This is a genomic window from Streptomyces sp. NPDC058877, assembly GCF_042742855.1.
In the GTDB taxonomy this organism is placed as follows: domain Bacteria; phylum Actinomycetota; class Actinomycetes; order Streptomycetales; family Streptomycetaceae; genus Streptomyces.
This window is the reverse complement of sequence record NZ_JBHYMF010000259.1, coordinates 1-8,391: the sequence shown is the minus strand read 5'-3', so window position 1 is coordinate 8,391 and position 8,391 is coordinate 1. Positions and strand designations below refer to the sequence as shown.

Annotated in this window: 7 protein-coding genes; 2 read left to right on the top strand and 5 right to left on the bottom strand. The window is 73.0% G+C overall.

What is annotated here, in order from left to right:
- Positions 1 to 59 precede the first annotated feature (59 nt).
- Together ACFW2Y_RS33060 and ACFW2Y_RS33055 are read right to left on the bottom strand one after the other, a co-directional pair.
- Positions 60 to 527: an STAS domain-containing protein gene (locus ACFW2Y_RS33060; protein WP_384886597.1), complete on the bottom strand. Its 468-nt coding sequence runs from the start codon at positions 525 to 527 to the stop codon at positions 60 to 62.
- Between the two features lie 269 nt (positions 528 to 796).
- Positions 797 to 2,209, bottom strand: coding sequence for an aminopeptidase P family protein (locus tag ACFW2Y_RS33055; protein WP_384886594.1), 1,413 nt, complete (start codon positions 2,207 to 2,209; stop codon positions 797 to 799).
- Positions 2,210 to 2,369: 160 nt separating this feature from the next.
- On the opposite strand from ACFW2Y_RS33055, the gene ACFW2Y_RS33050 reads away from it, so the two are divergent.
- Positions 2,370 to 3,353 carry a LuxR family transcriptional regulator gene (locus tag ACFW2Y_RS33050; protein WP_384886591.1) on the top strand — a complete coding sequence of 328 codons (984 nt, stop codon included), beginning with the start codon at positions 2,370 to 2,372 and terminating at the stop codon, positions 3,351 to 3,353.
- Here ACFW2Y_RS33050 and ACFW2Y_RS33045 read toward each other — a convergent pair.
- Positions 3,283 to 5,394: a prolyl oligopeptidase family protein gene (locus tag ACFW2Y_RS33045; protein ID WP_384886588.1), complete on the bottom strand. Its 2,112-nt coding sequence runs from the start codon at positions 5,392 to 5,394 to the stop codon at positions 3,283 to 3,285. The two genes, ACFW2Y_RS33050 and ACFW2Y_RS33045, sit on opposite strands and share 71 nt — an antisense overlap.
- A 44-nt stretch (positions 5,395 to 5,438) precedes the next feature.
- Positions 5,439 to 5,987 carry an FABP family protein gene (locus ACFW2Y_RS33040; RefSeq protein WP_384886585.1) on the bottom strand — a complete coding sequence of 183 codons (549 nt, stop codon included), beginning with the start codon at positions 5,985 to 5,987 and terminating at the stop codon, positions 5,439 to 5,441.
- A 177-nt stretch (positions 5,988 to 6,164) separates the two neighbouring features.
- Between ACFW2Y_RS33040 and ACFW2Y_RS33035 the strand changes: the two genes are divergently transcribed.
- The gene (locus ACFW2Y_RS33035; RefSeq protein ID WP_384886582.1) at positions 6,165 to 7,265 is read left to right on the top strand and encodes an NAD(P)-binding domain-containing protein; all 1,101 of its coding nucleotides are present in this window, start codon (positions 6,165 to 6,167) and stop codon (positions 7,263 to 7,265) included.
- 11 nt (positions 7,266 to 7,276) lie between these two features.
- Here ACFW2Y_RS33035 and mltG read toward each other — a convergent pair whose 3' ends face one another.
- On the bottom strand, positions 7,277 to 8,191 hold the full coding sequence (gene mltG / locus ACFW2Y_RS33030) for an endolytic transglycosylase MltG (RefSeq protein ID WP_384886579.1): 915 nt from the start codon (positions 8,189 to 8,191) through the stop codon (positions 7,277 to 7,279).
- Between the last annotated feature and the right edge of the window lie 200 nt (positions 8,192 to 8,391).

Genomic DNA, 8,391 nt, shown 5'->3' with positions numbered 1-8,391 from the left:
CGCCCCGCGCGGTTCGCTGCTCACCCGGGCGGCCCGCAAGGACCTCCTCCAGGACGACTTCAACCACGTCGTCTTCGTCCGCGGCGGCACGCACCCGGGTCCGACGGGTCACCGACCTCCGGAAGCTCAGCGGACCGCACCTCTCCGGCGCGGTCCGACCGGGCAGAAGAAGCGTCCGGCCAGGCGGAGGGGTCCGGCGGCCCCGCCTCCGGGCGGAGCAGTTCGTCCAACTCGGTGAGCCGGATGAGTCGCAGGATCCACGGCTGATCGCAGATGAGCCGCCAGTGCGCACTGCGCCGGCGCATGCGCCCGGCACAGTGGGCGAGGAGGCCGAGCCCGCTGGCGTCGCAGAAGCCGAGGCGGCGGATGTCGACGGTCAGGGCCTCGGACTCCCGGGCGAGGGCGTCGAGCTCGGGCCGCAGGTCTCGCACCAGGACGAGGTCGAGCTCGCCGCGGAGGGTCGCGACGGTGACGCCGCTGGTCGAGCGGACGACCAGATACGGGTCATGACGGGGGATCAACTGCATCGGACGCTCCACAGGGTGGCTCCATGTGTCACGTCGAGCGTGGCCGCCCCGCCGGAGGAAGGGACGTTTCGCCTCGACCGCTGTCACCTGAACCGGTGAACCTTCGCCCTCTTTTCTCTCGTTCGGGTGCACGATCGCCGCAATTCTGATCGAGAGGGCGACTCCGCGCGCCCGAGGGCGCGACGGGCCCCGGAGCCGGGGACGGCGAGCGGCGCGGAGGGCCGCCCCCACACGATCGCGGGGACGGCCCTGAGAAACGACCACCGGCGTCAGCCCGAGAAGCGGGCCATCCACGCCTCGACCTCGTCCGCGGAACGCGGCAGCGCAGCCGACAGGTTCTCGTGCCCCTCGGCGGTGACGACCAGGTCGTCCTCGATGCGGACGCCGATGCCGCGCCACTCCTCGGGAACGGTCAGGTCGTCCGCCTGGAAGTACAGCCCCGGCTCGACGGTCAGCACCATGCCCGGCTCCAGAACGCCGTCGACGTAGTCCTCCGTGCGGGCGTGCGCGCAGTCATGGACGTCCAGGCCCAGCATGTGGCCGGTGCCGGCCATCGTGAAGCGGCGCTGGAGACCGAGGTCGTACGCGCGGTCGGCGGGCCCTTCGATGAAGCCCCACTCGACCAGACGCGCTGCCAGGTGGCGCTGGGACGCCTCGTGGAAGTCACGGTACGCAGCGCCCGGCTTCACCGCGGCCATGCCCGCCTCCTGCGCCTCGTACACCGCGTCGTACACCCGGCGCTGGACGGGGGTGAACGTGCCGCTGATGGGCAGGGTGCGGGTGACGTCGGCGGTGTAAAGGGAGTGGGTCTCCACGCCGGCGTCGAGCAGGAGGAGCTCACCGGGGCGGACCGGGCCGTCGTTGTCCGTCCAGTGCATGATGGTGGCGTGGTCGCCGGCCGCACAGATCGAACCGTAGCCGACGTGGTTGCCCTCCAAGCGGGCCCGACGGAAGAAGGTCCCTTCGATCCACCGCTCGGACGAGGCGACCGCCCGGGAGAGCTCGCCCACGCAGTCGACGAAGCCCCGCACGGTGGAATCCACCGCCTTGCGCATCTCGCCGAGCTCCCACTCGTCCTTGACCAGTCGGAGGTCGCTGAGCACCCCCTCCAGTTCGGCGTCCCGGTCCTCATCGGTGGAAACGGCGGCTTCGAGGACCGGGTCGATGCCGCGGACGATCCGGGTCGGCACGCCGGAGCCGGCGGCCAGGTCCTCGGCGATGGTGCGGACGTCGCGGCAGTCGAGCCCGAGGACGGTCGCGGCCTCCGCGAGGGAACGGCGACGGCCCATCCAGAGCTCGGCCGTGTAGCCGAGCCAGAACTCGTCGTCGTCGCGGCTGTCTCGGGGCAGCTGGTAGCAGTACGCGTCGTGGCCGCCGTCGGAGCGGGGTTCGAGGACGAGCGCGCCGTCGCGCGCCTGGTCCCCGGTCATGTGGACGTAACCCGAGTACGAGCGGAACGGATAGGGGTCGTCGTTGGAGCGGATCTTGAGGTTCCCCGAGGGGACGACGAGGCGCTCGCCGGGGAAACGCGCGGAGAGCGCGGCGCGGCGGCGGGCCGCATGGGGGGCCTGCTCCGCAGGTTCGAGGTCGTGCCGCTCGGTGTCCGCCCAGCCTGTCCGCATCAGGGCGGAGAGCTCTTCGGAGACACCGTCGTAGAGGCCGTTCTTGCGACCCTTCGCCACGTCCTGCACCTTCTTTCCGGAGGGGTTCTGGACCGCCGGTCCTCGGCGGCAACCGGACCGTACCCGGCGCGGGACCCGCCGGTTGCCGAAGAGCGCCAGTGGCACGGATCGGCCACACGTGGTCGGGGGAAGTGCCCCGGGCGGGTCGATAATGCCGTGCATGGTGAATGGGAAGCTCGGCGAGGCGCTTCGACTGCTGGGGATCGGCGAAGAGGCCCGCCGGATCTACATCCGGCTGCTGGACCTCGGACCGGCACCGCTGGGTGCCGTGGGCGCCGCGGCCGGCCTGGAGGGCTCCGAGCTCACGACGGCCTACGGCGAACTGGTCGACGCGGGTCTGGCGAGTGCGGCGGCCGACGACCGTGACCTGGTGGCCCCCGTGCCGCCCACCGCGGGGCTGGAGATCCTGGGCCGGCACCGGGCCGCCGAGCTGGACGAGTCGCGGATCACCGTCGGGGGCGCGTTCGAGTCGTTCCGGCGGCAGCGGCTCGCCGCGTACAACGACGACCTGGTCGAAGTGGTGACCGGCGACGCGGTCGGCCCCCGCATGCGGCACGCCTGGACGAGCGCACGCGAACAGATCCGACAGCTGGACTCGCCCCCGTACTTCCCGCTGCCCAGCGCCACCGAGGACGCGCTGTCGACCCTGGCGCGCGGGGTGACCCAGCGCGTCGTCTACTCACAGGCCTCGCTGGAGTACCCGGGGCAGCTGGAATCGGCGATCGAGCCGTGCATCGAGGCGGGCGAACAAGCACGGGTGCTGCCGTCGGTGCCGGTGAAGCTGGTGATCATCGACGAGGCCTACGCCATGGTCTCGCTCTCCATCAAGGAGGCCGACGTCCACAACAGCATGCTCGTGGTGCAGCCGTGCGGCCTGCTCTCCGCGCTCGTGGCGCTGTTCGAGCAGGCCTGGCAGGGGGCGCTCCCCCTGCACGGCCGTTCCGCGCGTCCGGCGGGCCTGTTGCCCGCCGACCGCCGGCTGCTGCGGCTCCTCGCGGGAGGAACCGGCGACGAGGTGATCGCCCGGGAGCTCGGGGTCAGCCGACGCACGCTCTTCCGCCGGATCCAGGTCCTCATGGCGCGGCTGGGCGCCACGAGCCGCTTTCAGATGGCGCTGCAGGCGCAGCGTTCGGGATGGTTGTGACGGGGTGACCCGCGATCGGCCGGGACCGTCGGACCAGGTGTCTGCGGAGGAAGGTGTGGACCAGGGCGCTGTTGTGGGCGGCCTGTTCGTTGTCCCCGGCTCCGGCGTGACCGCCTCCGGTGTTCTCGTGGAACAGGACCGGATGACCGAGCTCGCGCAGTCGCGCCGCCGCCTTGCGGGCGTGGCCGGGATGGACGCGGTCGTCGCGGGTGGAGGTCATCAGGAGCACCGGAGGGTAGGTCCGGTCGGCGGCGATGCGATGGTAGGGAGAGAGTTCCCGCAGGTGGGGGAGGTCGGTGCCGTCGTCCGGGTCGCCGTACTCGGCGATCCAGGAGGCACCCGCCAGGAGCTTGTGGAAACGGGTCATGTCGAGGAGCGGCACCTGCGCGACGATCGCACCGAAGAGTTCCGGGTACCGGGTGAGCATCGCGCCCATGAGCAGGCCGCCGTTGCTGCCCCCTGCCGCGCCCAACTGCGCCGGGGTGGTGACGCCCCGTGCGACGAGGTCCTCGGCGACGGCCGCGAAGTCCTCGAAGGCCCTGGGCCGGTTCGCGCCGAGCGCGGCCTGGTGCCAGTCGGGACCGTACTCGCCGCCGCCCCGGATGTTCGCGATGACGTGGGTGCCGCCGTGCTCCAGCCAGGCCCGGCCCGTGACCGCGCCGTAGAAGGGGGTGAGGGAGACCTCGAAGCCCCCGTAGCCGTAGAGCAGGGTGGGTCCGGGCCCGGTGGTGGCGTGATCGGGGCCGATGACGAAGTACGGCACCCGGGTGCCGTCGCGGGAGGTGGCGAAGGACTGCGTCACCGAGAGGCCGGCCGTGTCGAAGCGGTGCGGGGCCTGCTTGAGGACCTCCTGGTCGGCGCCGATGTGGCCGCGGCGGAGGCTGGAGGGCTGGAGGAAGCCCGACACGTCGAGGAAGTACTCGTCGGAGACGTCCGGGTCGGTGTCCACGACGCTGACGGCGGACAGCGCGGGCACGCCGAGGAGCGGAGCGCGCGTCCAACCGGCACCGTCGGGCTCCGGGGACAGGACCTCGACGTGGGTGCTGACGTCGCGCATCGTCTCCAGGATCAGGTGGTGACGGGTCCAGGAGTGTCCGGCGAGCGCCGTGCGCTCGTCCGGCGCGAACAGCACCTCGGGGGTGCGGTCGCCCGCGAGGAAGGCCTCGAAGTCGAACGCGAGGAGGGCGCCGGTGGGCTGTCCGAGCCAGTCGGACTTGAGCGTGACGAGCAGGTGCCGTCGGTGGACGTCGATGAGGGCGTCCTCGGGGACGTCGATGCGTACGGTCGTGCCGTCGGGCTGCAGGAGACGGGTCTCGCTGCGGAAGAAGTCCAGCGAGCGGCCGACGAGGTCCCGCTCGAAGCCCGGCGTGTCGTCGTGCTGCCCCCAGGCCGACACGTCCGTGGCCTCGGCCTCGAAGACGACTTCGGACGCGTCGATCGGGGTGCCCCGCCGCCAGCGGCGGACCGTTCGCGGGTAGCCGGAGTCGGTCAGCGAACCCGGCCCGGTGTCGGTGCCGAGGAAGACCGTGTCGGCGTCGATCCAGCCGATCCGGGTCTTCGCCTCCGGCACCCGGAAGCCGTCCTCGACGAACTCCCCCGTCACGAGGTCGAACTCACGGATGACGACGGCGTCACCGCCGTCCCGCGACAGCCGCACCAGGGCCCGCTCGTGGTCGGGGCGGCGCACCTGCGCGCCGTCCCACACCCACTTCTCGCCCTCGGCGGCGGCCAGTGCGTCGACGTCGAGGAGGATCTCCCACTCGGGCGTGTCCGTGCGGTACCGCTCCAGGGTCGTGCGCCGCCACACCCCGCGCACGTGCTCGGGGTCGCGCCAGAAGTTGTAGAGGTGCGCGCCGCGCCGGACGGTGTACGGAACGCGGTCCGAGGCGTCGAGCACTTCCCGCAGTCGCGTCTTGAGGGGGACGAAGCCGGCGTCGGCGGCCAGCACGTCCGCCGTCTCGGCGTTCCGCTCGGCCACCCACGCGAGGGCGGCCTCGCCGGAGATGTCTTCCAGCCACAGGTACGGGTCGTCATCGCTCACCCCCGTATTGTGCCGGCCGACCGTCGGGGGCGAGGAGGGGTGGTTCAGTTCCGGCCTTCGCGACGGAGCCGCGCCGAGAGGTGGTGCTGGAGCGGGCGGCCGACGGCCGCGAGGTCATGGACGAAGTCGAGGGTGTCTTCGTCGGAGAGGACGTAACGGCGCCGGGTGGCCTCGACCTGCTTGGCCGTGGGCGCGAGGGCGACCTGTCCGGTGGTGAGGTCGACGATGCCGCCGTCCGCACGGCCGACGGCGAGCTCCGCGACGCCGGTGGGCTGGGTGATCAGCGCCTCGATCCGCCCTTCGGGCTGCAGGCGCCACCAACCGCTCTCCCGGGCCGACGGCCGCAGCGGGGTGCCGTCCTCGCCGATCAGCCAGGCCCGCGCTTCGTAGTGCAGGAAGGGGCGTCCGTCATGGCTGAAGGTGACCTCCTGCGCGTACGCGAAGTCCTCGGCGAGCGTGGGGTACCCGCCGCGCCCGCGGCCGGCCCAGGTGCCGAGCAGTGCGGTGACGGGGGCGAGGAGCGGGTGCGGCGCGGGCAACTCCTCCGGACGGAGCGCATCGGGGTACGGGTGCCGTCGGTCGCGGTCGTTCATGGGGTGGGCTCCTGGGTCGGGGGCTGTGCCGCGTGGCAGCTTAGGCGTGTTTCGGGAGGAGCTCCGGCTGCCCGCCGGGCGGGAGGGGCTCTCGGGGCGCGCCCGGCGCCGTCGGCCCGTGTGCCGCGGGAGGGGCGGTGCGGGAAGAAGCACTCCCCTGCCGCGGTTGGTGGAAGCGTGAACGATTTCGGGTTCGAAGGGGTCAGGACGGTGGACGTCGTCGTCATCGGCGCCGGGCAGGCGGGGCTCTCGGCCGCCTTCCACCTGCGGCGCGGTGGTCTGGAGCCGGACCGGGACTTCGTCGTCCTGGACCACGCCCCTGCCCCCGGCGGCGCCTGGCAGTTCCGCTGGCCCTCCCTCACGTACGGCAAGGTGCACGGCATGCACGCCCTGCCCGGCATGGAGCTGACCGGGGCCGATCCCGCGCGCCCCTCGTCGGAGGTGATCGGCGCGTACTTCGACGCCTACGAGCGGACGTTCGACCTACGGGTGCACCGACCCGTCGACGTGACGGCCGTCCGGGACGAGGAGGAGGGCCGACTCCGGGTCGAAACCTCGGAGGGCGTCTACGCGACGCGCGCCCTGATCAACGCGACCGGCACGTGGGACCGGCCGTTCTGGCCCCACTACCCCGGCCAGGAGACCTTCCGGGGCCGCCAGTTGCACACCGCCGGGTACCCCGGGCCGGAGGAGTTCGCCGGAAAGCGGGTGCTCGTGGTCGGCGGCGGGGCCTCGGGCACCCAGCACCTCATGGAGATCGCCGAGGTGGCGGCGGGGACGACCTGGGTGACCCGGCGCGAGCCCGTCTACCGCGAGGGGCCCTTCGGGGAGGCGGAGGGGCGTGCGGCCGTCGCGCTCGTGGAGGACCGGGTGCGCCGCGGGCTACCGCCGCGGAGCGTCGTCTCCGTCACCGGACTTCCCCTCAACGAGGCGATCCGTGCGGCTCGTGCGCGCGGGACACTGGACCGTCTGCCGATGTTCGACCGGATCACCCCGACCGGGGTGACCTGGGACGACGGCCGGAGCATCGACGTGGACGTCATCCTCTGGGCGACCGGGTTCCGGGCGGCGATCGACCATCTGGCTCCGCTGCGGCTGCGCGAGGCGGGTGGCGGCATCCAGGTCGAGGGCACGCGTGCGGTGAAGGACGAACGCATCCACCTCGTCGGCTACGGCCCCTCGGCCTCGACGATCGGCGCCAATCGGGCCGGACGCGCTGCCGCATCCGACGTGCGCCGCCTCCTCGGCCGTGCCCCGGTCACCGCCCCGACCGTCTGAGCACCCGCGCTTCAGCCCCGCTCGGCGGCCCTGTTGGCGTTGAACTCGGCCACGTTCGCCCGGTGCGTCGCGTAGTCGGCGGTGAAGCGGGTGTCTCCGGGGGCCACCGTGACGAAGTAGAGCCAGTCGCCGTCCGCCGGGTTGATCACTGCGTTCAGGGCCTCGTCCCCGGGGTTTCCGATCGGCGTCGGCGGCAAGCCCTTGCGGGCATAGGTGTTGTAGGGGCTCGTGGACTCGGTGTCCGCATGGGTCGTGTCGAGGGTGCTGCGCCCGAGGGCGTAGTTGAGGGTCGAGTCCATTTGGAGCGCCATGCCCCGGGCAAGACGGTTGTGGACGACCCGGGCCACCTTCGCCATGTCCTCCGGGTTGTCGGCCTCGGCCTGGACGATGCTGGCCGCGATGACCGTCTCGTACACGCTGAGTCCGTGCGCCCGGGCCCCCTCGGTGATCGGCGCGGCCCCGAAGCGCTTGCCCGCGGTGTCCGCCATGAAGCGCAGCAGCCCTTCCGGGGTGGTGGCCGAGAGCACCGGATAGGTGGCGGGGAAGAGATAGCCCTCGGGGTTGTCGTGGGCCGCCGTGGGCAGCGGGAGGGCGCCGGGAGCGGTCGCGATCTTCCGCGCGCTCCCCTCGGACAGCCCGAGGGCCCGGTCGACGGCCGCGAAGACCTGTGCGGCGCGCCAGCCCTCCGGCACCAAGAGCGTACGGGGCTGTTCGACGGCCGGTTCGTCATGGGAGACCAGCGGTGGAACGGTGACCGCGACGGCCACGAGCAGAACGGCGCCGAGGAGCAGGGCGAGTCGACCGCGTCGGGTGAGACGGGCCCGTCGGGGGGCCTGGAGCGCGGCGGCGCGGCGGGCGGGCCTGGGCAGGGAGGGACGGCGGGGACGGCGCGGGGGTGCGTACGGTGACGGCGGCCGGTACGTCATGGCCGCACGTTAACCCGGTGCGGACCCGAATGCCGGGAGCCGCGCACGCGGCGGCGGCGCCCGCCCCCCGGGGCGGGGGGGGGGGGCCGCCGGGCCGGGGGGCCCCCCGCCCCGCCGCACCCCCGGGGGGGCCCTGGGGCCCGGGCGGCGACGGCGCGGGGCGGGGGGGGGGTCAGTGGTGGGCGGCGGCGAGTTGTTCC